Source organism: Rhizobium sp. SU303 (genome assembly GCF_021052345.1).
GTDB lineage: Bacteria > Pseudomonadota > Alphaproteobacteria > Rhizobiales > Rhizobiaceae > Rhizobium > Rhizobium laguerreae.
Window position 1 is genome coordinate 1,853,209 of the sequence record NZ_CP088095.1, and the last position, 23,703, is coordinate 1,876,911.

Below are 23,703 nucleotides of genomic sequence, written 5' to 3' on the forward strand. Positions count from 1 at the left end.
AGGAGGTCTTATGGCGAACAGTGATCTTGCGCAATTGATCGAGGCAGTTGATCGCCTCGCTGCCGGCGGTTTCACCATGGGCGCGGATTGGCAGGCGGTGCACGACATCTGCCAGCGCCACGAAGGCGAACAGCCGTTCGACTGGGGGCACGCCCTTTGCCATCGCATCGAGGGCGATGACTGGAACGCTGATTACTGGTATCGCCGCGCCGGCAAGAGGCGCGGCACGGGCACGATGGCCGACGAGTGGTCGGCGATGCGGACGGAACTCTCTGCAAAGGCTTGAGGCGATACCCCCGATCGCGCCCGTTCGAGACGCGATCGGGGGTGCCGCTATTACCTGTTGTTCAACTGCGACCTGACCAACCTCAGCCCTCTTTCAGTGATCCGGTAAGGGTGGCCGCCAGAGGACTTGATTGCCCTCAGCCGCTTCAGCCTGCGGAAGAGATCGAGGTCGACGCCAGGATAGAGCCAGCCGTCGCGGGTGAAGCAACTGACTGCCTCGATTTTCCTGTTGTCGTCGCGGGTAATTTCGATGCGGCCACCTTGGGCCATGAGATGCAGGATGCGCTGCTCCGTGCGAGAAACGTCCATATGTTGAGATCCGGTATCGCGCCCGGCAGGGCGCACAAAAACGATCTGGCGCTCATTCGAACGTCAGGGCTTCGTTTTTTCGGGCCCATGCGCGCAAGCGAACTTGCGGGCAGGGCCTTTACCGGGTCTCAGGCAGGCTCAACATAAAACACCTCGATAAGACCTATTATTCAGCGCGGAAAATTCGGTCAAGAGCGTACTTGCCTCTGAAAGCCAGTCGAAAACCGCGGTTTCGGTCGATCGTTCCGTCGCAGCTACTGGTAAAATCCGCGACTCAATGGTCTAGTTGACGGCTAACGCGGAGGTGTCGTTGATCCACATTCGCAATGCCCGCGACGGTGAAGCGGAGCTATTGAGCGAGATCGGGCTGAGGGCCTGGCAAAAGGCGATGGCGTCGATCGGCGAATCGGACGCGATGGTCGACGCAGCGCGCAACGCCTTCCGGAACTTCGTGGAAAACGACTGGCTGACCATCACCGTCGTCGAGCAGAACGGACAGGTCGCAGGCTGGGCGGCGCGCGAGGGATTGGACGAAACCATCTCGGATTTCTGGATCGATCCCGCATTCACCCGCCAGGGCCTCGGTTCGGCCCTTCTCGTCCGCATCGAAAAGGAAATCGCCGATCAGGGCCTCGAGAAGGCGGCGATGCAGACCCATTCCGGCAATAGCGAGGCGATCGGCTTCTTCCGGAAGCACGGCTACAGCATCCACTGGCTCTCGGTGGCTTACAATCCGAAGCTCGATCGCGACGTACCCTCCGTTGGACTGACGAAACAGCTCGTTTCGGACGGCCAAAGTGGGTATGGCCTGGAATTCTGACGCTTCAAAAATGCTGAGGAAGCAGAAGGCTCCATTGCGGCACGAAGACCAGGATTGCCATCACTGCGCCATGCAGGATCAGGATCGCCGCCAGGATTGACCGGAAAGGCTCCTTTCTCGTCTTGTGCCGCAACAGCTGCTGTGCCGCCACCGCGCCAAGGCTGCCGCCGATCAGCGCAAGTAAAAGAAGCGTGCGCTCGCTGATGCGCCGCCTGCCGTGACGAGCCGCCTGCTTGTCCCTGAAATAGATCGAGAATACCAAAAGGTTCAGCGCCAGAAACAGTAAGGCCCATTTGATAATATCGGTCATCGTCATAGGGGAACCCTACCGCGGCTCCGTTAATGGACGGCAAAACCGCAATGCGCGCCATGGCGAAAGCCTTGCACCGGCACGCCATTTCCTTTACCTCACCAGTGGAAAAGAACAGCCTGCAAAGAGCATCAGATGACCCTTGTCGACGTCCGCACACCTGATCCGAAACGCTTCATCCCCGGCGCCACCGGCGACTGGGAAGTCATCGTCGGCATGGAAGTCCATGCCCAGGTGCTGTCCAATTCGAAGCTTTTCTCCGGCGCCTCGACGGAATTCGGCAAGCCGCAGAATTCGAATGTCTCGATGGTCGACGCTGCCATGCCCGGCATGCTGCCTGTCATCAACGAGGAATGCGTCAAGCAGGCGGTGCGCACCGGCCTCGGCCTGAAAGCACAGATCAACAAGCGCTCCTTGTTTGATCGCAAAAACTATTTCTATCCCGACCTGCCGCAGGGCTATCAGATCTCGCAGTTCAAGGATCCGATCGTCGGCGAGGGCAAGATCGTCATTTCGCTCGGGCCGGACCGCCAGGGCCAGTTCGAGGATATCGAGATCGGCATCGAGCGCCTGCATCTGGAGCAGGATGCCGGCAAGTCGATGCATGATCAGCACGCAACCATGTCCTATGTCGACCTCAACCGTTCCGGTGTCGCGCTGATGGAGATCGTCTCCAAGCCCGACATGCGCTCGTCCGACGAGGCCAAGGCCTATATGACCAAGCTGCGCTCGATCGTGCGTTATCTCGGCACCTGCGACGGCAACATGGACGAGGGCTCGATGCGCGCCGACGTCAACGTCTCCGTTCGCCGTCCGGGCGAGGATTTCGGCACGCGTTGCGAGATCAAGAACGTCAACTCCATCCGTTTCATCGGCCAGGCGATCGAATATGAAGCCCGTCGCCAGATCGGCATTCTGGAGGACGGCGGCAAGATCGATCAGGAGACCCGCCTCTTCGACCCGAACAAGGGCGAGACGCGCTCGATGCGCTCCAAGGAGGATGCGCACGACTATCGCTATTTCCCCGATCCGGACCTGCTGCCTCTCGAATTCGACGATGCCTTCATCAATGCGCTCGAAGCCGATCTGCCGGAACTGCCTGACGACAAGAAGGAGCGCTTCGTGCGCGAGCTCGGCCTGTCGATCTACGACGCCTCGGTGCTCGTTTCCGAAAAAGCGATCGCCGATTATTTCGAAGCGGTCGCCGCAGGCCGTGACGGCAAGACGGCCGCCAACTGGGTGATCAACGATCTGCTCGGCGCGCTGAACCGCACCGGCAAAGACATTGAGCAGACGCCGGTTTCGCCGGCCCAGCTCGGCGCGATCATCGATCTCATCAAGGCCGAAACTATCTCCGGCAAGATCGCCAAGGATCTCTTCGAGATCGTGCTGACCGAAGGCGGTGATCCCGCCGAGATCGTCGAAGCGCGCGGCATGAAGCAGGTGACGGATACCGGCGCGATCGAAAAGGCCGTGGACGAGATCATCGCCGCCAATCCCGATCAGGTCGAAAAGGTCAAGGCGAAGCCGACCATGGCGGCATGGTTCGTCGGCCAGGTAATGAAGGCGACCGGCGGCAAGGCCAACCCGCAGGCTGTCCAGGCTCTCGTCAAAGCGAAGCTCGGCATCGAGGAATAAGCGGTGTATTTCGTCCGCACTGCCGGCGAGCGCGACCTGGAGAAGGTGCGCGACCTGCTGGCGGAGAGCTTTCATGCCACCTATGACGGTCTCCATGGCCGAGCCAGGGTAGATGACCTGATCGCCCATCTCTTTTCGCCGGCGGCGCTGAAGGCGCGGCTGGTGCGAAAGGATGCCGAGTTCCTCGTTGCTGACGACGGCCGCAATATCGGCGGCATGGGGTATGCGGCCATGTCGCAGGAACTGACTAAGACGGTGATGCTGCATCTCCTCTATGTCAGCCCGGCGCTGCAGCGCCAGGGCATCGGCCGCGATATCTTCGCCGAGCTCGAAACCTGCTTCCCGGATGCGGAGATCATGCGCCTCGAAGTCGAACCGCAGAATGCTGCGGCGATCGCCTTCTATCGCACGCATGGCTTCACCGAAATCGGCCGCAACGAGAATAGCGGAGCCGGACAATCCGGCATTCCGGCGCTGATCTTCGAAAAACCACTCGAAGGGCATTGAGAGACTATGGCGGCCGAGTTGCCCGACATTCTCATTCGTCCGGCCCGCCGGGGAGATCTGCCGGCGCTGGTAGCTATGTTTGCCGCCGATGCGCTCGGCGGTCATGGCGATACCACGGAAGCTGAAGCCTTCCCGGATTATCTCAGGGCCTTCGCCGTCATCGAGGCTTCGCCTGACCAGATGCTTTACGTCGCAGAGCGTGGCGGCGATGTCGTCGGCACGTTCCAGACGATGGTGACGACCTCGCTCACTGGCCGCGGCTCTTCGGCGATGATCATCGAGGCGGTGCAGACGCGCGCCGATATGCGCGGGCAGGGGGTCGGCGCGCTGATGATCGAATTTGCCATTGCCGAGGCAAAAGGCCGCGGTATCGGGCGGGTAGCGTTGACCTCGAATGCAGTGCGCAAGGATGCCCATCGTTTCTACGAAAGGCTGGGCTTCAAGCCCTCGCATCTGGGCTTCAAGATGGCTTTGAAATGACCCATGGCCGTCGTGGAATCGCTGGACAATTCGGCTTGGCGACGGCATAAGCGAGGAAACGAATTCTGGTTTGGCTCGCATCTGGCGGGCACAAGGAAAAGACATGTGGAATCTTCTGGTTCAGACCTTTACCTGGTGGAACGGTCAGACGATGGGCACGCGTTTTGCGACCTGGCGTTTTGGCAAGCGCGTCGGCGAGGATGAATTCGGCAACGTCTACTACGAAGGCGGCATGTCCTCCTACGGTCTGCCGAAGCGTTGGGTGATCTACAAGGGTTATGCCGAAGCCTCCGCCATTCCGCCGGGCTGGCATGGCTGGATGCATCATCGCACCGATGTTCCCCCCTCCAAGGAGACCTACGTCGCCAAGGAGTGGCAGAAGCCGCACCGTCCCAACCATACCGGTTCGCCGCAAGCCTATCGTCCGCCGGGTTCCATCGCCGTTCCGGGCGAGCGTCCGCGCGTCACCGGCGATTACGACGCCTGGACGCCAGGCAACTGAGACGGCTCGACCGGGCGATCTCAAGACCCGGCTTTTGGCCACAATTGACCTTTACCCGCAGGTTGGCCGCGCTTGACCGCGGCCGTGAACTGAAAATGTCTGGAGACGGGTACATATGAAGCTCTTCACGCGGAACATGGTCCTGCGTGCCGCCGGATCGCTGCTGGCGCTCTCGGCCCTGCTTCCGCCAGTTGCGGCAAATGCCGCACGCATCGAAAATCCGGTTGCCGTCTTTTCCGGTCTCGACAAGATCACCGGCCGCATCACGACCTTCGACGTCTATGTCAATGAGACGGTACAGTTCGGTGCGCTGCAGGTGACACCGAAGGCCTGTTATTCGCGCGACCAGACAGAAGCGCAGAAGATCGACGGTTTCGTCGAGGTCGACGAGATCACCCTCGACCGCAAGATCCGCCGCATCTTCACCGGCTGGATGTTCGCCGCCAGCCCCGGCCTCAACGCCGTCGAGCACCCGATTTACGACGTCTGGCTGAAAGACTGCAAGGCAAACTCGGATGTCCCGGCGCCTGACAGCGCCAAGGCGAAGTAACTGCGTCTTCGCTGGTTTGCTGCATCCTCCTCAACCCGGCGTGTGGTGATCCACAATGGGCAAGAGCGATATTGTCTGCCGGATTTTACTCTGAAAACGGTCCTCAGAATTCCAGATGCGGCGATTCCATCGCCGCGGCAAGCATAACGGCATAATCGGTCTTCGGAACGTCGATCGCTCCGAACGTCTTCAGGTGCTCGGTGGTGAACTGCGTGTCGAGCAGGGTGAAGCCCCGTTCCCGCAGCCGGTCGACCAGATGCACGAGGCAGATCTTCGAGGCATCCGTCCGGCGCGAAAACATGCTTTCGCCGAAGAAGGCCGAACCGAGCGAGACGCCGTAGAGGCCGCCGACCAGTTCATCACCCTCCCAGGCTTCGACGGTATGGGCATGGCCCATGTCGAAGAGCGTCGAGTAGAGCGATCTGATCGTCCTGTTGATCCAGGTGCTCGGGCGCCCGGACGTCTCCTCCGCACAGGCAGCAATGACCTGATCGAAAGCGTGATCGAAACGGATCTCGAAGGGTTTCTTGCGCACCGTCTTGGCAAGGCTTTTCGACACATGGAAATGGTCGAGCGGCAGCACGCCGCGCAGTTCCGGTTCGACCCAGAAGATCTCCGGGTCGTCGGCGGATTCGGCCATCGGGAAGAGGCCGATGGAATAGGCGCGCAGGAGAATGTCAGGGGTTATGCCTGGTGACTTCCTGCGCGATCCTGCCATTCCTGTCCTATGCCGCCGGTGTGTTGGCGAGGTAGTCTTCCAGCCAGTGGATGTCGTAGTCGCCGTTGGCAATATCCTGGTTGGAGACGAGATCCTGGAACAGCGGCAGCGTCGTATTGATGCCGTCGACGACGAATTCGTCGAGCGCCCGGCGCAGGCGCATCATGCATTCGACGCGGGTACGGCCGTGCACGATCAGCTTGCCGATGAGGCTGTCGTAATAGGGCGGGATCTTGTAGCCCTGATAGGCACCGGAATCGATGCGCACGCCGAGGCCGCCCGGCGCGTGGAAATGCGTGATCGTGCCGGGCGAAGGCACGAAGGTGCGCGGGTGCTCGGCATTGATACGGCACTCGATGGCGTGACCGGAAAAATGCACTTCATCCTGCGTCACCGAGAGACCGCCGCCGGAAGCGACGCGGATCTGCTCGTGCACGAGGTCGATGCCGGTGATCGCTTCGGTGATCGGATGCTCCACCTGCAGGCGGGTGTTCATTTCGATGAAATAGAACTCGCCGTTTTCGTAGAGGAATTCGATCGTGCCGGCGCCGCGATATTTCAGCTTCTTCATGGCGTCGGCGCAGACCTGGCCGATCTTCATGCGCTGCTCGACGTTGAGTGCCGGCGAATTCGCCTCTTCCCAGACCTTCTGATGGCGGCGCTGCAGCGAGCAGTCGCGCTCGCCGAGATGGATGGCATTGCCTTCACCGTCACCGAATACCTGAATTTCGATGTGGCGCGGCTTGCCGAGATATTTTTCCATGTAGACGGCATCGTTGCCGAAGGCGGCTGCCGCTTCCGTGCGCGCCGTCGACCAGGCTTCGATCAGGTCGGCCTCGCTCTTGGCGACCTTCATGCCGCGTCCTCCGCCGCCGGCCGTGGCCTTGATCAGCACGGGATAGCCGATTTCGGCGGCCGTCTTCAGCGCATCCTCTTCGGTCTTCACTTCGCCGTCCGAGCCCGGAACGACGGGAATGCCGAGCTCGAGCGCCGTCGTCTTGGCGGTGATCTTGTCGCCCATGATGCGGATATGGTCCGCCGTCGGCCCAATGAAAGTAATGCCGTGGGCTTCGAGGATATCGGCGAACTTGGCATTTTCCGACAGAAAGCCGTAGCCCGGATGCACGGCGTCGGCACCGGTGATCTCGCAGGCAGCGACGATCTGATGGATGTTGAGATAGCTCTCGCGCGAGGAGGGCGGGCCGATGCAGACACTTTCGTCCGCAAGGCGCACATGCATGGCATCGGCGTCGGCGGTGGAATGAACCACGACGCAGGCGATGCCGAGCTCCTTGCAGGCCCGAAGCACGCGAAGGGCGATTTCTCCGCGATTGGCGATGAGGATTTTCGAAATCATGGGCATCGGCCTATTCGATGACGACGAGGGCTTGGCCGTATTCGACGGGATGTCCGTCATCGACGAGGATCTCGGTCACCTTGCCTGACTTCGGCGAGGGGATCTGGTTCATCGTCTTCATCGCTTCGATGATGATCAACGTCTGGCCTTCCTTGACGGTTGCGCCGACTTCGATGAACGGACGCGCCCCCGGTGCCGGCGCCATATAGACGGTACCCACCATCGGTGCATTGACGACATTGGCCGGGTTACGGCTGGGAGCTGCGGCAGGCGCAGCAACGGCTGCCGCAGCGGCGGCTGCGGGCGCGGCATAACCAGGTGCTGCGATCGGAGCCTGGACATATTGTGGCGTGCCGGCGCGCGAAACGCGGATGCGCAGATCGTCCTGCTCGACCTCGATCTCCGTCAGATCCGTTTCGTTGAGAATATTAGCGAGATCGCGGATCAGTGCCTGGTCGATACCCGATTTCTTTTCAGCCATGGTGTTGCCCTGTCTTCTTCTTATGCCGTGATGTTCTTCAGCGCGTGGAGCGCCAGGATGTAGCTGTGAGGCCCGAAGCCGCAGATCACGCCTTTGCATGCCGGCGCGATCATCGACTTGTGGCGGAATTCTTCCCGTGCATGCACGTTGGATATGTGGAGCTCGACGACGGGAATGGAAATAGCGCGGATCGCATCATGCAGCGCGACCGATGTATGCGTATAAGCGCCTGCATTGATGGCAACGCCGACGGACTTTTCGTCGGCCTCATGGAACCAATCGACGAGCGCGCCTTCATGGTTGCTCTGGCGGAAATCGATATCGAGGCCGAGTTCGCGGCCTGCGGCCTTGCAGTCCGCCTCGATGTCCTTGAGCGTCTTGCCGCCATAAATGCCGGGCTCTCGTTTGCCCAGCATGTTCAGGTTGGGGCCGTTCAGGACAAAAATCGTTTGCGTCATCGAATGTTCCGTAAAATGTACGACGGCAACCTATAGACTCCGCGAAGGCTGAATGAAAGCCCTTACGGATTGGCCAGCGGCAATCGTGCCACATTTGTCCACATGGTTGAAACACTTCGATTTTGGCGATTTGATGGGCTGCCGGCTGGCGACTGGTTTGCTCAGCAGGCGGTCTTGCCGCAGCTGCGCATGTTCTTGACCTTGGCTTCGAGATCGTCCAGCCCGACGGCGCCGGGCACCAGTTCGTTGCCGATCACATAAGAGGGCGTGCCGCTGATGCCGAGACTGGAGGCGAGCTGGTAGGTCGCCTGGACGATCCCGTCATTCGGGCTCTTTGCCATCTCGGCGCGGATCTTGTCCTCGCTGACGCCGAGCGAGGCAGCGACCGCGACCGCTGTTTCGTCAGAGGCACGGCCTTCGGTGCCGAGAAGGGCGACGTGGAAATCGGCATATTTCTCCGGTGCGAGCTTCCGGAAGGCGTCGGCCACCTTGTGCGCGGCGACCGAATCCGGCCCGAGGATCGGGAATTCCTTGAGGACGAAACGGACGTTCTTGTCCTTCTTCAGTATGGCCTGCATGTCGGGAAGCGCGTGCCGGCAATAGCTGCAATTATAATCGAAGAATTCGACGACAGTGACATCGCCCTTGGGATTGCCGAGCGTGACGTCGTTCTTCGATTCGAAGATGTCGGTGCTGTTCTCTTCGATCGCCATATTGGCCTTCACCGACCGCTGGGCCTCCTGCTTCTTCTGCAGCGCATCCTGGACTTCGAGCATGATCTCGGGGTTCTCGAGCAGGTATTGCTTGATGAATTCGCCGAACTCCTTCTTCTGCTGGTCGTCGAGCGCTGCCGCCGGAAGCGGAAGGGCGATCGATGCGGCAAGCGCCAGTGCGGTGAAGGTCTTCGGGAAGAATGCCATGATATCCTCGTCATCGGCGATATTGTCGTCTCTTCATCGAGAAGACCGTCGCCGGATTAATGGACTTGAATGCGTCGCGTCAAGGTACGGTGCGTTCGGTTCTGCTCAAACCGGAATTTTCATCCCCGCGCGGCCCTCGCGGGATTGTGATGAGCCGATTAATGCGGCAATTGTCGGGCCGTGATTGAAGAAGCTGAGCGAGAAACGATCTTGTTTTCCATATCGAAACGCAGCGAAGTCGAGCCTTTTCACGCCATGGACGTCCTGGCGGAGGCGACGAAGCGGCGCGCTGCCGGCCATCCGGTGATCTCGATGGCAGTCGGTCAGCCCTCGCATCCGGCCCCTCAAGCGGCCCTCGAAGCGGCGCGCACAGCCCTTGCCGAAGGCCGGATCGGTTATACCGATGCGCTGGGGACGGCACGGCTGAAATCGGCGCTCGCCTGGCACTACAAGGATCGCCACGGCCTGGAGATCGATCCCAAGCGCATCGCCATCACCACCGGTTCCTCGGCCGGCTTCAATCTCGCCTTCCTGTCGCTCTTCGATGCCGGCGATGCGGTGGCGATCGCAAGACCCGGTTATCCCGCCTATCGCAATATCCTCGGTGCGCTGGGCCTGAAGGTTCTCGAAGTGCCGGTAACGGCCGAGACCCACTTCACGCTGACGCCGCAAGGCCTCGAAGCTGCGCAGAAGGAAAGCGGCATCACGCTGAAAGGCGTGTTGCTCGCAAGCCCCGCCAATCCGACCGGCACGGTGACCGGCCGCGATGGGCTGAAGGCGCTTTCGGATTACTGCGCGGCCCATTCCATCGCTTTCATCTCCGATGAAATCTACCACGGGCTGACCTTCGCCGGCGAGGAGGCGAGCGCGCTGGAGCTGACCGACGAGGCGATCGTCATCAACTCCTTCTCCAAATATTATTGCATGACCGGCTGGCGAATCGGCTGGATGGTACTGCCGGAACGCCTGGTGCGGCCGATCGAGCGGGTGGCGCAGAGCCTCTACATCTCCCCGCCCGAGCTCTCCCAGATCGCCGCCACGGCTGCTCTCAGCGCCGGCGCCGAACTCGATCGTTATAAGGCAAGCTATGCCGCCAATCGTGATTTGCTGATGCGGCGCCTGCCGCAGATCGGGTTTTCGATCGCCTCGCCGATGGACGGCGCTTTCTATGCCTATCTCGACGTCACCCGCTTCACCAATGACAGCATGGGCTTTGCCAAACGCATGCTCGCGGAAATCGACGTCGCCGCCACGCCCGGTCTCGATTTCGATCCCCTGGAGGGAAATCGAACGCTCCGTCTGTCCTATGCGGGCTCGCAGGCGGAGATCGCCGAGGCGGTGGAGCGAATCGCAGCCTGGTTGAAGTAGCGTCCGCTGCCGGGCAAGCGGCAGTGCGCTCTCCAATCCTCAGCTGCGCCGCGAAAACAGCGAGGCAAGCGTCGAAGACGGTTTGTTGTTCAGGCGCGGCACCACCACGAGCTGCTTGATGTCGCCGCGCTTGTAGGCGGCCAGGAAGCGGCGGTAATCCTTGAAGGAGACGCAGCCGTTCGAATCGCCGTTCTTGCCGAGCATGTAGGTGTGGGCGAGCAGGCCGACACGGTCATAGATGGCGTCCGAACCCTCGATCGGTGTCAGCCGCAGCGCCTCAACGCCGTGGAAAAGGCTCTCGCGCATGGTAAGAACATAGGTGTGCGGCGGCGTCGGTCCGCGCATCTTCTTGTTGGCGAAACGCGGCTTATCGCGCATCTTGCCGAGCCCTGAATGGGCCTCAAGCCGCTCGCCGTTCGGCAGATAGACGGTGCTGTTTTCGATATCGTAGATCGCCACGCCTGCGCGCAGCTTCGGCGAGAAGACCGGCTTGTCGTAGCGCGGCACAGCATCGTCCTCGTCATCCTCGATCGGCGCGTTCGGCTGGGCGTAGGCAAGCACAGGCTCGCCAGAGCGCTGAGACCCCTTGGAGAGCGGTGTCGGTTTGCCGACGAGTCCGTCAGGACGCGCCATCGGCAGCGGCACCGAATCCTCGTTCGGCGCCAGCACGAGATCGAAGGGTGGCGCGTCTTCCGCGGCGGCGACAACCACCGGAGCTGGTTCCGATGCGGGAATGGAGGCCGTTTTGAGGGGAGATGCGGTTGGCTCGACCGGAGCCGGCGCGATTTGCCGGGATCCGGCATCGGCAAGAGCAAGCAGGGTCGGGAGTTCGGCTGCGGCGACGGCTTCTTTCGACGGAACGATGATCCGGTCGCCGTCGTCTTCGTCCGTCTCTGCCGAGGCGAGTTCGACCGGCGCCGCCGCGATCACATCGTCCTTGCGGAATTTGGCGCTGTCGGAGATCGCCGCCACGACCGGCTGTTCGGCAGCCATGGCGAGCCGGTTGTTTTTGGCGAGAACCGCAAGCGCCGTTGCCGCGGCGGCGGTCTTTTCGGCATGGGATTGAATGAGGCTCGCCGTCAGCGGGACCTTCGGCTTCGCATCGAAGGCGGCCAGCCGGTCGGCCTTGCCGACATGGATCAGCCGCTCATGGCGCGGTGACGGCGCCACCTTCGGCGCGGTCGCCATCTGTGCTAGGCGATCCGGCGGAGAATAGGGAGTGGCAATCGAGTGCATCGTCGCGAAGGTCGCGATCAGCCATGTGGAGGTCAGACATCCGGCGCCGACAACACCGTAAAGGAAACCGCGAGATCTGCGCCAACGGAAAGCAGATCCGCCAAGAGGGGTGACGTCATCGAACGTCCCGACCGCACACGCCATACTACACTCGTCTTTCAAACTCGCTACGCAGGCCGGCGGCACTGACTGACTACACTTCGCCGGGGCCGGTACAGGCGCAAATGGGCCGAATTTAGACCACCCACGACGTCCGACTGTCTCGCAAGGATGACGAATTATGGTTTCTAATTTGTTTACGCGGCGTCGCTCTGTCTCTCGACGTCTCAAAAAGAGATGTGTCGGGCCTTCTCAGGCGCGCTCCATCACATAACTTCCCGGCGCTTCCTCGATCGCGTTCAACGCATCGCCGCCAGGTTTGCGGGCCGGCACGCGTCTGCCGTCATGCGTCTCGATCCAGGCCTGCCAATGCGGCCACCATGATCCCGGAGTCTCCGTCGCCTGCTCGAGCCAGGTCTCGTAGTCTCCCTTGGCGGGGCCGCCCGTCCAGAATTGATACTTCTTCCTGTCGGGCGGATTGACGACGCCGGCGATGTGTCCGGAGCCGGTCACGACGAATTCCACTTTGCCGCCGAAGAACCGGCTGCCGAGGAAGACGGACTTGGCAGGGGCGATGTGATCCTCGCGGGTGGCGAGATTATAGATCGGGATCTTGACGTCCTTCAGCGACACGGACTTGCCGTCGAGGATCATCTCGTTCTGCGTCAGCGCATTCTTGAGATAGCAATTGCGCAGGTAGAAGGCATGGTTTGCCGCTGCCATGCGGGTCGAATCGGCGTTCCAGAACAACAGGTCGAAGGGCAGGGGATCCTGGCCCTTGAGGTAGTTGTTGACGAAATAAGGCCATATCAGCTCGGAGGCGCGCAACATGTTGAAGGCCATCGACATCTTCGTGCCGTCCAGATAGCCGGCCGCCTGCATATGCTCTTCGAGCGATTCAAGCTGCTCCTCGTCGACGAAGACCTTGAGGTCGCCGGCATGGGTGAAGTCGACCTGGGTGGTGAAGAGTGTGGCGGTCTTGATGCGCTTGTTCTTCTCCTTGGCATGCAGTGCCAGTGTTGCGGCAAGCAGCGTGCCGCCGACGCAGTAACCGACGGCGTTGACGTCCTTTTCGCCAGTCGCCTTCTCGACCGTTGCCAGCGCGAAATCGATGCCCTCGCGGGCATAGGCCGCCCAGTCCTTGTCGGCGTGGCGCGCATCCGGGTTGACCCAGGAAATGACGAAGACCGTCTGCCCCTGGTCGACGCACCATTTGATAAAGGATTTTTGCGGGTTGAGGTCGAGAATATAGAACTTGTTGATCCAGGGCGGGCAGATCAGCAGCGGCCGCTTCAGCACCGTTTCGGTCGAAGCCTCGTACTGGATGATCTGGCAGATGTCGTTCTGGGCGATCACCTTGCCTGGCGTCAGCGCCATGTCGCGGCCGACGGCGAATTTCGTCATGTCGGTCTGGCGAAGGCGAAGGTCGCCATGTCCGGCAGCGATATCCTCGGCCAGCATCTTCATCCCGCGCACCAGATTGGCGCCGCTGGTCGCGATCGTCTCGCGGTAGAGCTGCGGATTGGTGGCGATGAAGTTGGTCGGCGAAAGCGCTGCCGTGATCTGCTTCACGTAGAAGCCGGCCTTGTGTTTGGTGTGCTCGTCGAGGCCCTCGGTCTCCGACACCATCTTTTCCACCCAGTCGGTCGTGACGAAATAGACCTGGCGGAGAAAATCGAAGAACGGATTCTTCTCCCAGTCCTCGTCCGAGAAACGCTTGTCCTTGCGGGTGTCCGGCTCGGGAGGCGTGGGATCGCCCTGAATGCCGCGCGTGCCTTGCATGCGCTGCATCGAGCGCATCCAGATGCCGAAGAACGAGGACATCAGCTGCGTCTGCGCCTCGAAGGTGCGGCGCGGATCGGAAATCCAGTATTCGGTGACCTTGGAAAGCGTCTTGACCATGTCGGTCATCGGATCCGCGGCGCTCTCGGTGATCTCGCCGCGTTCGCGCGGCGCAAGCCAGGCAGACGCTGCTTGTCCGAGATTTTCGAGCGCCCGGGCGAAATTCATCGCCATGGCCTCAGGATCCTTCAACAGATAGGGATCGAGATCGGTCGCGTCGAAGCCGGCCTTGCCGCCATTCTCCTGCTTGCTGTCGGTCACCATTTCCTCCGGCGGCAGCACCACTCTTTTTATCCATTCGTTGTACATCGTGATCGAACGAGAAAACAAGTTCCACCCGCATCGGCTCATGCTATTGCTTTGTGGCTGCGACAAATTTAACAGTCGAAGCAGTCAAAACTGGATTTTTGAGGCATGACGAAGAACGGCATTCGGCACATCGCGAACTTCAACCGCACCGCACTGATCTGCGCCGCGGCGGCGATGGCTCTTGCCGGATGCAATCTGACGGCGGAACAAAAAGCCGCAGCCGCCGCCAAGCGAGCGGCGCCGACCGCCGTCGTCATGCCGGCCACCAAGGGCGAGGCGGCCGAGGGCGGCCTTGCAAAATATCCGGATGGCTATCCGAATTTCGGCGCTCCGCTGACGGCCGCCAATGTCCAGATGAGCGATGAGCAGGCGGCCGAACTGCAGCATCAGCTGACGGCACTTGCCGCCCGGCGCAAGGCAGGCGCGCTTTCGGAAGCCGAATATCAGGCCAAGGTCGCCGAAATGCGGCGTCTCGCCGCCGAGCACGGCACCGATACGCTGTCTCAAATCTCCAAATAAACCTTGCCTTTCAGGCAATTTGGACGCAAAGCCTTCGGCAAGGATCGGAAGATACAATTTTCCCGATAAAGCGCGTTCCGCGGCCTTTCCGTCAAAGATTCGCCGCGTCGCTTGGGTTTGATGAATACGGCGTTGCGATTCTGAAGTTCGTGTCGCAGCCGCCGGGAGACGGAACGAACTTCGACTGCGGCCCGAAATGCCGCCTTTCCATGGGGAATGAGATGGAAGAGTTTCACAAAGTCCGGCGTTTGCCGCCTTATGTTTTCGAACAGGTCAACCGTTTGAAGGCAAGCGCGCGAGCGGGCGGCGCCGATATCATCGATCTCGGCATGGGAAACCCCGACCTTCCCACTCCCCAGTCGATCGTCGACAAGCTGTGCGAGGTCGTGCAGGATCCGCGCACGCACCGTTATTCCTCTTCCAAAGGCATTCCGGGGCTGCGCCGCGCCCAGGCCGCCTATTATGCCCGCCGTTTCGGCGTCAAGCTCAACCCGGATACGCAGGTGGTCGCCACCTTGGGCTCCAAGGAAGGCTTCGCCAACATGGCGCAGGCAATCACCGCGCCTGGCGACGTGATCCTCTGCCCGAACCCCACCTATCCGATCCACGCCTTCGGCTTCCTGATGGCGGGCGGCGTGATCCGCTCCATGTCGGTCGAGCCGGATGAGAGCTTCTTCGAACCATTGGAACGTGCCGTCCGGCATTCGATCCCGAAGCCGCTGGCGCTGGTTCTCAATTATCCCTCGAACCCGACGGCCTATGTCGCGACGCTCGATTTCTACAAGGACGTCATCGCCTTTGCGAAAAAGCACGACATCATCGTGCTTTCCGACCTTGCCTATTCGGAAATCTACTTCGACGGCGCCCCGCCGCCGTCGGTTCTCGAAGTGCCGGGCGCAATGGACGTGACCGTCGAGTTCACCTCGATGTCGAAGACCTTCTCCATGCCTGGCTGGCGCATGGGCTTTGCTGTCGGCAACGAGCGGCTGATCGCGGCGCTCACCCGCGTCAAGTCCTATCTCGACTATGGCGCCTTCACGCCGATCCAGGTGGCGGCGACGCATGCGCTAAACGGCGATGGTTCCGACATTGCGGAAGTCCGCAACGTCTATAAACGTCGTCGCGACGTCATGGTCGAAAGCTTCGGCAAGGCCGGGTTCGACGTGCCGCCGCCGGCTGCGACGATGTTTGCCTGGGCGAAGATCCCGGAAAAGTTCCGTCATCTCGGTTCGCTGGAATTTTCCAAGTTGCTGGTCGAGAAGGCCGACGTCGCCGTTGCCCCGGGCATCGGCTTCGGCGAAATGGGCGACGACTACGTCCGTCTGGCACTTGTCGAAAACGAACACCGCATCCGCCAGGCTGCGCGCAACATCAAGAAGTTCATGTCGACGGCAGACGAGACGATGCACAACGTCATCTCGCTGAACGCACACCGCTAATCCAACCGTTGGGCAGCCGCGTCATGCGGCTGCCGCCACACAGACATTTCAGGATCGATCCATGGCAGATGCCCTCAAAATCGGCATTGCGGGCTTGGGCACCGTTGGCGCCTCGCTTGTCCGCATCATTCAGCAGAAGAGCAACGAGCTTGCCGTCACCTGCGGGCGTCCGATCACCATCACGGCCGTCTCGGCACGTGACAAGGCGAGGGACCGCGGCATCGATCTTTCCACTGTTACCTGGTTCGACCGGCCGGAAGAGCTTGCCGCAAAAGGCGATATCGACGTCTTCGTCGAGCTGATGGGCGGCGCTGAAGGGGCTGCCAACATCTCGGTGCGTACGGCACTCCAGCGTGGTCTCCATGTGGTGACAGCCAACAAGGCGCTGCTTGCCTATCACGGCGTCGAGCTTGCGACGATCGCCGAGGAGAAGGGGTCGCTGTTGAACTTCGAGGCGGCAGTCGCCGGCGGCATCCCTGTTATCAAGGCGCTGCGTGAATCGCTGACGGGCAATTCCGTCTCGCGCATCTATGGCATCATGAACGGCACCTGCAATTACATCCTGACCAAGATGGAGAAGGAGGGGCTTTCCTTCGCCGAATGCCTGAAGGAGGCGCAACGGCTGGGTTATGCCGAGGCCGATCCAGCCTTCGATATCGAGGGCAACGACACGGCCCATAAGCTTTCCATCCTGACGACGCTCGCCTTCGGCAATCAGATCGCGGCCGACGACATCTATCTCGAAGGCATCACCAACATCTCGATCGAGGATATCCACGCCGCGGCCGAGCTCGGTTATCGCATTAAGCTCTTGGGCGTTGCCCAGCGCACCGATACAGGCATCGAGCAGCGCGTCCATCCCACAATGGTGCCGGTCGATTCGGTCATCGCCCAGGTCGACGGCGTCACCAATGCGGTGGCGATCGAATCCGACGTGCTCGGCGAACTGCTGATGGTCGGCCCTGGCGCCGGCGGCAATGCCACGGCCTCGTCGGTGCTTGGCGATATCGCCGATATCGCCAAAAGCCAGCCAGGCGCCCAGCGCGTGCCGGTGCTCGGCCATCCCGCAGCGACGCTGGAACCCTACCGCAAGGCGCAGATGCAGAGCCACGAGGGCGGCTATTTCATCCGCCTGACCGTGCTCGACCGCACCGGCGTCTTTGCCAGCGTCGCAACCCGTATGGCCGAAAACAACATTTCGCTGGAATCGATCGTCCAGCGCTCCAAGCAGCACCTGGCGCCATCGCACCACCAGACGATCATTCTCGTCACCCATGCGACGATGGAAGAGTCGGTGCGCAAGGCGGTCGTCTCGATCAAGTCGGAAGGTTATCTCTTCGGCGAGCCGCAGGTGATTCGCATCGAGCGGCCGAAAGAGGAAGGCTGAGCCTTTTTCCCGTCCCGGAGGACCGTTGAGCCGCCCTGTTCCTGCAGGGCGGTTTTTTCTGTTATCTATTCCACCTTCCCTTAGGGAAGCCTATATTAACAGATGCCGAAATATTGATATAACTAAACCTAAGATGGTGAGTCGTCTGGGTGGAGAATTTCATGAGCAAGGACAGCCACGCCGGGAAGGGGTATGGCTACCCGAGCGATGTGCCGCCGAACCCTCCTGATATGCCTGAGGAAATCCTCAAGCCGGCCTACCGTGAAATTCCTGAAGAGGTCTCTGATGAGGCGGATGACGAGGAAAATACGGAAGGCCGTAACTGGGCCATTCTGCTGACGCTGTTTTCGTTCCTGCTGGTGCAGTTCGCCGGCATCGCCATGATCATCTGGGCGGTGTTTTGGTAAAAACCCGTGTCTGCAAATCCATCGCTATGTTATCTCCGCTGCTCCTGTAGAAAGAGCAGATGAAGTCAGCGGAGTGTGGCATGGCAGATCTCGTCGATCCGGTACAGCGCGCGTTTCTCGGCGTGGAGAAATCCGCGCTCGACAATCGCTGGGTGGCGCGGCTCGACCAGGCAGGGCAGAACCGCGCGCTGGCCATGTCGCAGATCCACGGACTGCCGGATCTGATCGCCCGGGTGCTTGCCGGGCGCGGCGTGACGGTGGACGAGGCGATCGAATTCCTCGATCCGACGATCCGCAGCCTGATGCCCGATCCCCATAAGCTGACCGACTGCGAAAAGGCCGCGACCCGCCTCCTGCGCGCGATCGAGCGCGGCGAGAGCGTCGCGATCTTCGGCGACTACGACGTCGACGGTGCCGCCTCCTCGGCGCTGATGTTTCGTTTTCTCAGCCATTTCGGCGTCAGGGCGACCATCTATATTCCCGACCGCGTCTTCGAAGGTTACGGCCCCAATCCGGCGGCGATCAATCAGTTGGTCGACAATGGCGCTCAGCTGATCGTTACCGTCGATTGCGGCTCCACCAGCCACGAGGCGCTGGCCGCCGCTGCCGCGCGCAATATCGATGTCGTCGTCATCGATCACCACCAGGTGACACATGAGCTGCCGCCCTGTCATGCGCTGGTCAACCCGAACCGCGAGGACGATCTCTCGGGGCAGGGGCATCTTTGCGCCGCCGGCGTCGTCTTCATGGTGCTGGTCGCGGCGCTCCGGCTGCTGCGCGCGGCCGGCAACAAGCGCATCCTGGCGATCGACCTGCTGCAATGGCTGGATATCGTCGCACTTGCGACGGTCTGCGATGTCGTGCCGCTGAAGGGCCTCAACCGGGCCTATGTGGTGAAGGGCCTCGTCGCTGCCCGCCACCAGAGCAATGCAGGACTGGCAGCGCTCTTCCGCAAGGCGGGGCTCGCCGGCCCGGTGACACCCTATCACTTCGGCTTCCTGATCGGCCCGCGCATCAATGCCGGCGGGCGGATCGGCGACGCGGCGCTCGGCAGCCGGCTGCTGACGCTTGATGACGCCGGAGAGGCTGATGTGATCGCGCAGCGCCTTGACGAGCTCAACCGCGAACGCCAGGCGATGGAGGCGATCATGCTGCAGGAGGCCGAAGCCGAGGCGCTTGCCGAATATGGCGACGGCGAGGGCGCCTCCGTCATCGTTACCGCCCATGAGAAATGGCATCCCGGTATCGTCGGGCTGATTGCGGCGCGGCTGAAGGAAAAATTCAAACGGCCCGCTTTCGCGATTGCCTTCGATCCCTCCGGCCGCGGCACCGGCTCGGGCCGCTCGATCAACGGATTCGATATGGGCAGGATGGTGCGGGCTGCGGTTGACGAGGGGCTGCTCGTCAAGGGCGGCGGCCACGCCATGGCCGCGGGTCTGACGGTCGAGCGCGCCGATCTTGGCAGGCTAAGGACCTTCTTCACGGAGAAGGCCGCAAGAACGGTTGCCGGCCTCGTCGCCAACGAAACGCTGAAGATCGACGGCGCGATCGGCGCAAGCGGCGCTACCCTCGAACTCATCGATCGCCTGGAGGCCGCCGGCCCCTACGGCTCCGGCCATGCACAGCCGCTTTTTGCCGTGCCGGCGCATAGGGTGCGAGACGCCCGCCTGGTCGGTGAGAAACATGTGAAGGTGACGCTGGAGGCCATGGACGGATCGCGGCTCGACGGCATCGCCTTCCGCGCCGCCGATACGCCGCTCGGCAATCTTCTCGTCAATTCACGCGGCGCCAGCCTGCATGTCGCCGGTTCGCTCGGTGCCGACCATTACCAGGGCACACGCCGCATCCAGTTGCGCGTCTGCGATGCAGCGCCGGCGAAATAGAGTGGTCGCGCAAGAGCGCTGACGATGGGAAGTGTCAAGGGAGAGAAAGTGGTACGCCCTAGGGGAGTCGAACCCCTCTTCCCAGAATGAAAATCTGGTGTCCTAACCGATAGACGAAGGGCGCTTCCTTCGTGGTGGCGCCCTTATAGTCAGCACCTTCGAAGGCCGCAAGCGCCAAGGCGCGAAAAAATCATCGTTTTCGCCGATTTATTTGCCGCTGTGGAAAATCGAGGCGCAGGCTACGGCGGAGCGGAGAAAAATCAAACCGGCGGTCTAGAATGGGCGGCGTCGCGCGAACCAGAAGGGTTCTCCTCAAGGGGACTGATAGCGCCGGCCGACGTCGATTGAATGACGACGGCCTATCATCGGGATGGCACGCCCTAGGGGAGTTGAACCCCTCTTTACAGAATGAGAATCTGTCGTCCTAACCGATAGACGAAGGGCGCAGGCAGCCTCGTTAAAATAGGAGCGCGCGCCGGCTTCTGCAAGCGGAAGTGATGGCTTCTATATGGAGAGAAAGTGGTACGCCCTAGGGGAGTCGAACCCCTCTTCCCAGAATGAAAATCTGGTGTCCTAACCGATAGACGAAGGGCGCTTCCTTCGTGGTGGCGCCCTTATAGTCAGGCGTTTTGAATCTCGCAAGCGGAATTGCGGTTTTCTTTCAAAAAAATGACAGGAAATCCGAGTGTGTTCGAGAGGCTGATTATTGAAGCTGAATCAATAGGCTGCCGCCTGTTTCTTTAACGAGACGAGGTGCAGCTGCCGTAACGTAATGCGGAAATCGCGCGGCCGTCAGATCGCTCTTGCCGTCGCTATCGGTGTGCGCTTGCCGCCGCAGCCCCAGTTCCAGTCACGGGTTTTGCCGGTGTCGAGGTGAACCGAATCCGTGTGGCAGTAGGTGCCGACGCCGCCGCGGTCCGGCAAGGAGCGGATATAGGCGGCGATATCCCATTTCGTCACGCCGTCGATCTGGATGTCGGCCGCCTCGCAGCTCTTGTGCATCGATTCGTCAGCGCCGCCGACGAGGCGGTTGTGCTCTTCGTCGCGATAGCCGGAGGTGACGATAACAGGCCGGCCGAAATGACTTTCGACCATCTTGATCACTTTCAGCAGGTCGGGCTTGAAGCAGCCGACCTCGACCTTTTCGTTCTGGAGATGCAGCCCGTTCGGCGCGATACGCGTCATGCCGGGCAGGGCCGCCTTGTGCAGCAGGCCCGAGAGGCTGCCGAGCAGGTTCTGCTTCGGCGCGCTGTAGAGCGCGTTCATCGTCGAGGTCGGAATGCTGCCCGTCGCCAACGACGCTGTCTGCACGGGTGCAAGCTGCGTGCTGTTATTCTGCGAGGATTGCTGCGGCAGCACCGGCTCCGCCGGCTGTTGGGGCACGGGCGGCTGGCTGTAGACGCTGCTTCGCGCCGGTGCTGCACCTTCCACCGGCACATAGGCCTGCGGCTGAATGACGGTGGACGTGCTGTTGTTCTGCGGCGCCGGCTGGTGATCGGAAAAGATGCTCATCGCCTGCGCATTGATCCGGGTCGACTGCAAGACGAGCCCGCCGATATTGGCAGGCGCCGCCGTTGCCGAGCCGGCGGGCGGGACGGCTGCATTCGGATCTTGTGCCACGACCTGAGGCGCGCCCTGGACGCCGGAGACGTTGACGAGCCGGGGATCGCTATAGACCGAACGTGGGGCAGGGCTTGCGGGCGCTGCCGTGGCCAGCTGCGGTGCTGCGGCCGGCACAGCCGGAACCACCGCCGCCGAATCGAGCGCCTTCTTGTCCGACGCGCAGCCGGACAGTGCCAGCACCGAGGTGGCGATCAGCAAAGCGCCCGTCACGGGCATCCGCATCTGCATCTTATGCAAGCGACAGTCTCCAGTTGATCCGGAAAATAAGCGAAAAACGCTTCTCGTCCGCTTCGAGTCGTCAGGAGATTGCCTGCGGCGTCGGATCGCGGCAAGCGCCGAGGCGCCGGCCGGACCCGAAATCGAAAAAGCCGCAAGCTTCGCAAAAGCCTTGCGGCAAAAACCTTACCAGGCGCCGGTATTGCCCATCGAGGCCCAGGGTTCGGCGGCCGGAAGTGGGCTGCCCTTCTGCAGGATTTCGATCGAGATGCCGTCGGGCGAGCGCACGAAGGCCATGTTGCCGTCGCGCGGCGGCCGGTTGATGGTGATGCCGTTGTCCATCAGATTCTGGCAGGTCGCGTAAATATCGTCGACCTCATAAGCGAGGTGGCCGAAATTGCGTCCTCCGCTATAATCTTCCGTGTCCCAATTGTAGGTCAGCTCGAGGCAGGGGGCTTTTTCGCTGCGCGCACGGTCGAGATCGTCGCGAGCAGCCAGGAAAACCAGGGTGAAGCGGCCCTTCTCGTTTTCGTGGCGGCGAATCTCCTCCAGCCCGAACAGCGTGGTGTAAAAGGTGAGTGAGGCGTCGAGGTCTTTGACGCGCACCATTGTATGAAGATAACGCATTCTATTTACTCCTTTATTGGGGCTAGCTTTTTTCGGCGAGCCGAGGTCAGCTTCGGGCAAGTCATCTTTATAAAATGTGCACCTGGGAATAACCGAAAACTAGGACTTGCGCTTATCCGTTACCAAGATGTTAATCTTGATTTCAAGAATCAGTTAACCGTAACAGTGTGACGCGTATTCGAGGGGCTGGCGACAATGGCTGACAGGATTTCATCGAACGAATACTCCGATCTCGACGAGCTATCAGGAGAGGCGGTCGATCTTGTTGAAATCACCGGCGTCGTCAAGTGGTTCGACGTCGCCAAGGGTTTCGGCTTCATCGTGCCCGACAACGGCATGCAGGATGTTCTCCTGCACGTGACCTGCCTGCGCAGAGACGGTTACCAGACGATCCTCGAGGGAACGCGCATCGTCGCCCTCATCCAGCGCCGTGAGCGCGGCTATCAGGCTTTCAAGATCCTCTCGATGGACCAGTCGACCGCGGTTCATCCCTCGCAGCTGCCGCCGGTGCGCACCCATGTGCAGGTCACCGCGACAAGTGGCCTCGAGCGTGCGCTGGTCAAGTGGTTCAACCGCACCAAGGGTTTCGGCTTCCTGACGCGCGGCGAGGGCACCGAAGATATCTTCGTGCACATGGAGACGCTGCGCCGCTTCGGCCTGACGGAGCTCCGCCCCGGCCAGGTGGTTCTCGTCCGCTTCGGCGACGGCGAAAAGGGCCTGATGGCCGCAGAGATCCACCCCGACGTTCCGAGCCCGGCAAGCCGGTCGCACTGAATATGCGCGGCCTAATCCTATTTGATGCTATCAGAAGCGCCATCCTGGCGCTTTTTTTCATGGTCGCGCTGCCGGCCTTGGCTGACGAGCAGATGCGGTTCGACAAGGAGCCGCTGCTGATCCAGACCGCTGCGGGCAAGGTGCTGCATTTCACCGTCGAAATCGCCTCGACCCCGGATCAGCGCGCCCACGGCCTGATGTTTCGCAAGACGATGGCCGACGATGCCGGCATGATCTTCGATTTCGACCAGCCGCGGCGCGTCACCATGTGGATGGAAAACACCATCCTGCCGCTCGACATGCTGTTTGCCGACGACACCGGCACGATCCGCCACATCAAGGAAAAGGCGGTGCCCTATTCGCGCGACATCATCGATTCGATGGTTCCGGTGAAATACGTCGTCGAACTCAACGCCGGAATCGTTGCCAAACTCGGAATCAAGCCCGGCGACAGGATCGTCAGCGCCACGACGACCAAGAAGGCGAAGTAACGGCGCGCACGACCGCAAGCTACGCTGCGGCGGTCAAGGAATTCAACAATATCGGGATATTTGAATGGTCGGAGTGGAGAGATTCGAACTCCCGACCCTCTGGTCCCAAACCAACGACCCGGACGCCCCAAACGAGGGTTCTATTGCC

General features: G+C 61.1%; 26 protein-coding genes and 3 tRNA genes. 15 read left to right on the top strand and 14 right to left on the bottom strand.

The window, feature by feature from the left end; all coding sequences use genetic code 11:
- The first annotated feature begins 10 nt into the window (after positions 1-10).
- Complete coding sequence (locus RlegSU303_RS09325) at positions 11-286, top strand: hypothetical protein (protein ID WP_168279501.1); 276 nt, start codon at positions 11-13, stop codon at positions 284-286.
- Positions 287-336: 50 nt separating this feature from the next.
- On the opposite strand, the gene RlegSU303_RS09330 is transcribed toward RlegSU303_RS09325, so the two are convergent.
- Positions 337-594, bottom strand: coding sequence for a YjhX family toxin (locus tag RlegSU303_RS09330; RefSeq protein ID WP_231283739.1), 258 nt, complete (start codon positions 592-594; stop codon positions 337-339).
- Positions 595-904: 310 nt separating this feature from the next.
- On the opposite strand from RlegSU303_RS09330, the gene RlegSU303_RS09335 reads away from it, so the two are divergent.
- Complete coding sequence (locus RlegSU303_RS09335) at positions 905-1,414, top strand: GNAT family N-acetyltransferase (protein ID WP_094086075.1); 510 nt, start codon at positions 905-907, stop codon at positions 1,412-1,414.
- A 4-nt stretch (positions 1,415-1,418) separates the two neighbouring features.
- Here the strand turns inward: RlegSU303_RS09335 and RlegSU303_RS09340 are convergent, their stop codons facing one another.
- On the bottom strand, positions 1,419-1,730 hold the full coding sequence (locus RlegSU303_RS09340; protein WP_168279502.1) for a DUF1294 domain-containing protein: 312 nt from the start codon (positions 1,728-1,730) through the stop codon (positions 1,419-1,421).
- Between the two features lie 129 nt (positions 1,731-1,859).
- Between RlegSU303_RS09340 and gatB the strand changes: the two genes are divergently transcribed.
- The 5 genes from gatB to RlegSU303_RS09365 all read left to right on the top strand — a co-directional run bounded on the left by gatB (position 1,860) and on the right by RlegSU303_RS09365 (position 5,401).
- Positions 1,860-3,362 carry an Asp-tRNA(Asn)/Glu-tRNA(Gln) amidotransferase subunit GatB gene (gatB, locus tag RlegSU303_RS09345; RefSeq protein WP_168279503.1) on the top strand — a complete coding sequence of 501 codons (1,503 nt, stop codon included), beginning with the start codon at positions 1,860-1,862 and terminating at the stop codon, positions 3,360-3,362.
- Positions 3,363-3,365: 3 nt separating this feature from the next.
- Entirely contained in the window at positions 3,366-3,869 is a 504-nt protein-coding gene (locus RlegSU303_RS09350) for a GNAT family N-acetyltransferase (protein WP_168279504.1), read from the top strand.
- Between the two features lie 6 nt (positions 3,870-3,875).
- Positions 3,876-4,349: a GNAT family N-acetyltransferase gene (locus tag RlegSU303_RS09355; RefSeq protein ID WP_168279505.1), complete on the top strand. Its 474-nt coding sequence runs from the start codon at positions 3,876-3,878 to the stop codon at positions 4,347-4,349.
- Positions 4,350-4,452: 103 nt separating this feature from the next.
- Complete coding sequence (locus tag RlegSU303_RS09360; RefSeq protein WP_020049728.1) at positions 4,453-4,851, top strand: NADH:ubiquinone oxidoreductase subunit NDUFA12; 399 nt, start codon at positions 4,453-4,455, stop codon at positions 4,849-4,851.
- A 115-nt stretch (positions 4,852-4,966) separates the two neighbouring features.
- On the top strand, positions 4,967-5,401 hold the full coding sequence (locus RlegSU303_RS09365) for a DUF2155 domain-containing protein (RefSeq protein WP_231283740.1): 435 nt from the start codon (positions 4,967-4,969) through the stop codon (positions 5,399-5,401).
- A 103-nt stretch (positions 5,402-5,504) separates the two neighbouring features.
- Here the strand turns inward: RlegSU303_RS09365 and aat are convergent, their stop codons facing one another.
- The 5 genes from aat to RlegSU303_RS09390 form a co-directional block, all read right to left on the bottom strand.
- Complete coding sequence (gene aat / locus RlegSU303_RS09370) at positions 5,505-6,119, bottom strand: leucyl/phenylalanyl-tRNA--protein transferase (RefSeq protein ID WP_168279507.1); 615 nt, start codon at positions 6,117-6,119, stop codon at positions 5,505-5,507.
- A 7-nt stretch (positions 6,120-6,126) separates the two neighbouring features.
- Positions 6,127-7,482, bottom strand: coding sequence for an acetyl-CoA carboxylase biotin carboxylase subunit (gene accC, locus RlegSU303_RS09375; RefSeq protein ID WP_017960235.1), 1,356 nt, complete (start codon positions 7,480-7,482; stop codon positions 6,127-6,129).
- A gap of 4 nt (positions 7,483-7,486) precedes the next feature.
- Positions 7,487-7,957, bottom strand: coding sequence for an acetyl-CoA carboxylase biotin carboxyl carrier protein (gene accB, locus RlegSU303_RS09380; RefSeq protein WP_017960236.1), 471 nt, complete (start codon positions 7,955-7,957; stop codon positions 7,487-7,489).
- Between the two features lie 20 nt (positions 7,958-7,977).
- A complete protein-coding gene (gene aroQ / locus RlegSU303_RS09385) occupies positions 7,978-8,415 on the bottom strand; it encodes a type II 3-dehydroquinate dehydratase (protein WP_017960237.1) in 438 nt (145 codons plus the stop codon).
- A gap of 161 nt (positions 8,416-8,576) precedes the next feature.
- Positions 8,577-9,335, bottom strand: a complete 759-nt coding sequence (locus tag RlegSU303_RS09390) for a DsbA family protein (RefSeq protein ID WP_017960238.1) — start codon at positions 9,333-9,335, stop codon at positions 8,577-8,579.
- 210 nt (positions 9,336-9,545) lie between these two features.
- Here RlegSU303_RS09390 and RlegSU303_RS09395 point away from each other — a divergent pair, with 210 nt between their 5' ends.
- Positions 9,546-10,703: a pyridoxal phosphate-dependent aminotransferase gene (locus RlegSU303_RS09395; RefSeq protein ID WP_026158658.1), complete on the top strand. Its 1,158-nt coding sequence runs from the start codon at positions 9,546-9,548 to the stop codon at positions 10,701-10,703.
- Between the two features lie 39 nt (positions 10,704-10,742).
- Here the strand turns inward: RlegSU303_RS09395 and RlegSU303_RS09400 are convergent, their stop codons facing one another.
- Together RlegSU303_RS09400 and RlegSU303_RS09405 are read right to left on the bottom strand one after the other, a co-directional pair.
- Positions 10,743-12,083: a DUF2778 domain-containing protein gene (locus tag RlegSU303_RS09400; protein ID WP_017960240.1), complete on the bottom strand. Its 1,341-nt coding sequence runs from the start codon at positions 12,081-12,083 to the stop codon at positions 10,743-10,745.
- Between the two features lie 207 nt (positions 12,084-12,290).
- Positions 12,291-14,144: a PHA/PHB synthase family protein gene (locus RlegSU303_RS09405; RefSeq protein WP_222283351.1), complete on the bottom strand. Its 1,854-nt coding sequence runs from the start codon at positions 14,142-14,144 to the stop codon at positions 12,291-12,293.
- A 150-nt stretch (positions 14,145-14,294) separates the two neighbouring features.
- Between RlegSU303_RS09405 and RlegSU303_RS09410 the strand changes: the two genes are divergently transcribed.
- The 5 genes from RlegSU303_RS09410 (at position 14,295) to recJ (ending at position 19,824) form a co-directional block, all read left to right on the top strand.
- Positions 14,295-14,708: a hypothetical protein gene (locus RlegSU303_RS09410; RefSeq protein WP_231283741.1), complete on the top strand. Its 414-nt coding sequence runs from the start codon at positions 14,295-14,297 to the stop codon at positions 14,706-14,708.
- A 221-nt stretch (positions 14,709-14,929) separates the two neighbouring features.
- Positions 14,930-16,147, top strand: coding sequence for an LL-diaminopimelate aminotransferase (locus RlegSU303_RS09415; protein ID WP_131644041.1), 1,218 nt, complete (start codon positions 14,930-14,932; stop codon positions 16,145-16,147).
- Between the two features lie 61 nt (positions 16,148-16,208).
- Positions 16,209-17,534: a homoserine dehydrogenase gene (locus tag RlegSU303_RS09420; RefSeq protein ID WP_131644040.1), complete on the top strand. Its 1,326-nt coding sequence runs from the start codon at positions 16,209-16,211 to the stop codon at positions 17,532-17,534.
- A 161-nt stretch (positions 17,535-17,695) separates the two neighbouring features.
- Positions 17,696-17,941, top strand: coding sequence for a hypothetical protein (locus RlegSU303_RS09425; RefSeq protein WP_017993873.1), 246 nt, complete (start codon positions 17,696-17,698; stop codon positions 17,939-17,941).
- An 80-nt stretch (positions 17,942-18,021) separates the two neighbouring features.
- Positions 18,022-19,824, top strand: a complete 1,803-nt coding sequence (gene recJ / locus RlegSU303_RS09430; protein ID WP_131644039.1) for a single-stranded-DNA-specific exonuclease RecJ — start codon at positions 18,022-18,024, stop codon at positions 19,822-19,824.
- A 49-nt stretch (positions 19,825-19,873) separates the two neighbouring features.
- On the opposite strand, the gene RlegSU303_RS09435 is transcribed toward recJ, so the two are convergent.
- From RlegSU303_RS09435 to gloA, 5 genes are all read right to left on the bottom strand, one after another.
- A tRNA-Glu gene (locus tag RlegSU303_RS09435) sits at positions 19,874-19,948 on the bottom strand.
- Positions 19,949-20,195: 247 nt separating this feature from the next.
- Positions 20,196-20,270 (bottom strand) — tRNA-Glu (locus RlegSU303_RS09440).
- A gap of 74 nt (positions 20,271-20,344) precedes the next feature.
- Positions 20,345-20,419, bottom strand: a tRNA-Glu gene (locus RlegSU303_RS09445).
- Between the two features lie 197 nt (positions 20,420-20,616).
- Positions 20,617-21,675: a D-Ala-D-Ala carboxypeptidase family metallohydrolase gene (locus RlegSU303_RS09450; RefSeq protein ID WP_373423255.1), complete on the bottom strand. Its 1,059-nt coding sequence runs from the start codon at positions 21,673-21,675 to the stop codon at positions 20,617-20,619.
- A 174-nt stretch (positions 21,676-21,849) separates the two neighbouring features.
- Entirely contained in the window at positions 21,850-22,290 is a 441-nt protein-coding gene (gene gloA / locus RlegSU303_RS09455; RefSeq protein WP_012757288.1) for a lactoylglutathione lyase, read from the bottom strand.
- Between the two features lie 195 nt (positions 22,291-22,485).
- On the opposite strand from gloA, the gene RlegSU303_RS09460 reads away from it, so the two are divergent.
- Positions 22,486-23,064 (top strand): cold-shock protein, encoded by a 579-nt coding sequence (locus RlegSU303_RS09460; RefSeq protein ID WP_012757289.1) that lies wholly within the window; start codon positions 22,486-22,488, stop codon positions 23,062-23,064.
- A gap of 2 nt (positions 23,065-23,066) precedes the next feature.
- A complete protein-coding gene (locus RlegSU303_RS09465; RefSeq protein ID WP_131629417.1) occupies positions 23,067-23,555 on the top strand; it encodes a DUF192 domain-containing protein in 489 nt (162 codons plus the stop codon).
- The last annotated feature ends 148 nt before the right edge of the window (positions 23,556-23,703 follow it).

Excerpts from the sequence above, each read along its gene's own strand:
- RlegSU303_RS09465 (WP_131629417.1), top strand. The coding sequence starts at position 23,067 with ATGCGCGGCCTAATCCTATTTGATGCTATCAGAAGCGCCATCCTGGCG.
- RlegSU303_RS09415 (WP_131644041.1), top strand. The coding sequence starts at position 14,930 with ATGGAAGAGTTTCACAAAGTCCGGCGTTTGCCGCCTTATGTTTTCGAA.
- RlegSU303_RS09420 (WP_131644040.1), top strand. The coding sequence starts at position 16,209 with ATGGCAGATGCCCTCAAAATCGGCATTGCGGGCTTGGGCACCGTTGGC.
- RlegSU303_RS09340 (WP_168279502.1), bottom strand. The coding sequence starts at position 1,730 with ATGACGATGACCGATATTATCAAATGGGCCTTACTGTTTCTGGCGCTG.
- RlegSU303_RS09410 (WP_231283741.1), top strand. The coding sequence starts at position 14,295 with ATGACGAAGAACGGCATTCGGCACATCGCGAACTTCAACCGCACCGCA.
- RlegSU303_RS09450 (WP_373423255.1), bottom strand. The coding sequence starts at position 21,675 with ATGCAGATGCGGATGCCCGTGACGGGCGCTTTGCTGATCGCCACCTCG.
- accB (WP_017960236.1), bottom strand. The coding sequence starts at position 7,957 with ATGGCTGAAAAGAAATCGGGTATCGACCAGGCACTGATCCGCGATCTC.
- gloA (WP_012757288.1), bottom strand. The coding sequence starts at position 22,290 with ATGCGTTATCTTCATACAATGGTGCGCGTCAAAGACCTCGACGCCTCA.
- RlegSU303_RS09330 (WP_231283739.1), bottom strand. The coding sequence starts at position 594 with ATGGACGTTTCTCGCACGGAGCAGCGCATCCTGCATCTCATGGCCCAA.
- RlegSU303_RS09425 (WP_017993873.1), top strand. The coding sequence starts at position 17,696 with ATGAGCAAGGACAGCCACGCCGGGAAGGGGTATGGCTACCCGAGCGAT.
- RlegSU303_RS09460 (WP_012757289.1), top strand. The coding sequence starts at position 22,486 with ATGGCTGACAGGATTTCATCGAACGAATACTCCGATCTCGACGAGCTA.
- RlegSU303_RS09400 (WP_017960240.1), bottom strand. The coding sequence starts at position 12,083 with ATGGCGTGTGCGGTCGGGACGTTCGATGACGTCACCCCTCTTGGCGGA.
- RlegSU303_RS09365 (WP_231283740.1), top strand. The coding sequence starts at position 4,967 with ATGAAGCTCTTCACGCGGAACATGGTCCTGCGTGCCGCCGGATCGCTG.
- RlegSU303_RS09390 (WP_017960238.1), bottom strand. The coding sequence starts at position 9,335 with ATGGCATTCTTCCCGAAGACCTTCACCGCACTGGCGCTTGCCGCATCG.
- aroQ (WP_017960237.1), bottom strand. The coding sequence starts at position 8,415 with ATGACGCAAACGATTTTTGTCCTGAACGGCCCCAACCTGAACATGCTG.
- RlegSU303_RS09405 (WP_222283351.1), bottom strand. The coding sequence starts at position 14,144 with ATGGTGACCGACAGCAAGCAGGAGAATGGCGGCAAGGCCGGCTTCGAC.
- accC (WP_017960235.1), bottom strand. The coding sequence starts at position 7,482 with ATGCCCATGATTTCGAAAATCCTCATCGCCAATCGCGGAGAAATCGCC.
- RlegSU303_RS09325 (WP_168279501.1), top strand. The coding sequence starts at position 11 with ATGGCGAACAGTGATCTTGCGCAATTGATCGAGGCAGTTGATCGCCTC.
- recJ (WP_131644039.1), top strand. The coding sequence starts at position 18,022 with ATGGCAGATCTCGTCGATCCGGTACAGCGCGCGTTTCTCGGCGTGGAG.
- RlegSU303_RS09360 (WP_020049728.1), top strand. The coding sequence starts at position 4,453 with ATGTGGAATCTTCTGGTTCAGACCTTTACCTGGTGGAACGGTCAGACG.
- aat (WP_168279507.1), bottom strand. The coding sequence starts at position 6,119 with ATGGCAGGATCGCGCAGGAAGTCACCAGGCATAACCCCTGACATTCTC.
- gatB (WP_168279503.1), top strand. The coding sequence starts at position 1,860 with ATGACCCTTGTCGACGTCCGCACACCTGATCCGAAACGCTTCATCCCC.
- RlegSU303_RS09355 (WP_168279505.1), top strand. The coding sequence starts at position 3,876 with ATGGCGGCCGAGTTGCCCGACATTCTCATTCGTCCGGCCCGCCGGGGA.